The 589-nt window shown below is 32.4% G+C and carries 1 protein-coding gene; it reads right to left on the bottom strand.

Going from position 1 to position 589, the window contains the following annotated elements; translation table 11 throughout:
• Positions 1-61: 61 nt before the first annotated feature.
• Complete coding sequence (locus OEZ61_RS08080; protein WP_034530918.1) at positions 62-550, bottom strand: helix-turn-helix domain-containing protein; 489 nt, start codon at positions 548-550, stop codon at positions 62-64.
• Positions 551-589: the final 39 nt, after the last annotated feature.

Raw genomic sequence — 589 nt, 5'->3', positions numbered from 1 at the left:
ATCTCGGCAATATCTAATAACACAAATAATGGAACGTTCATTTCTCGCCTTAACTCATTTATTATTTGCGCTTTTTCTTTGTTGGTGATTTTTTGCTTTGAATCAAGGCGTCCAATTTTTCCAAGTATGCAACCTTAGCTTGTAAGTATGTTACTTGTTGTTCAAGTTGCTTATTCTTTTCGTACACTGACATATCTTTATTATTTTTCATTTTAGGCGGTCTTCCTTTAGGTTTATTTAGGCGACCTTCAGCTGCTAAGCGTTCCCATTGATATATCACAAAAGGAGCACTTATTGCGAAATGCCGTGCGGCATTTGTTAACGATTCATGATTTTTAAGTCGCCAATTTATGACCTTTATTTTAAATGAATATTCATAATATGTCTTTGTATTTTTTGAGAAATATTCAATTCCAAATTGTTCAACTTTCCTAATCCATTCATAAAGGGTCGCAGACCCTTTGATACCGTACTTATTAATAATTTTTGTAAATCCTAAACCATTATAATAATCTTTAATGGCAGCTAATTTTAATTCTTTAGAAAACATAAAAGAACCCCTTAGGTTAGATTTCTCCAACTCAAGGGG

Source organism: Apilactobacillus sp. EABW-1NA (assembly GCF_030398685.1).
Lineage (GTDB): Bacteria > Bacillota > Bacilli > Lactobacillales > Lactobacillaceae > Apilactobacillus > Apilactobacillus waqarii.
The sequence above is the reverse complement of the archived record's forward strand: the minus strand, read 5'-3'. Positions and strand labels throughout refer to the sequence as shown.

Excerpts from the sequence above, each read along its gene's own strand:
- OEZ61_RS08080 (WP_034530918.1), bottom strand. The coding sequence starts at position 550 with ATGTTTTCTAAAGAATTAAAATTAGCTGCCATTAAAGATTATTATAAT.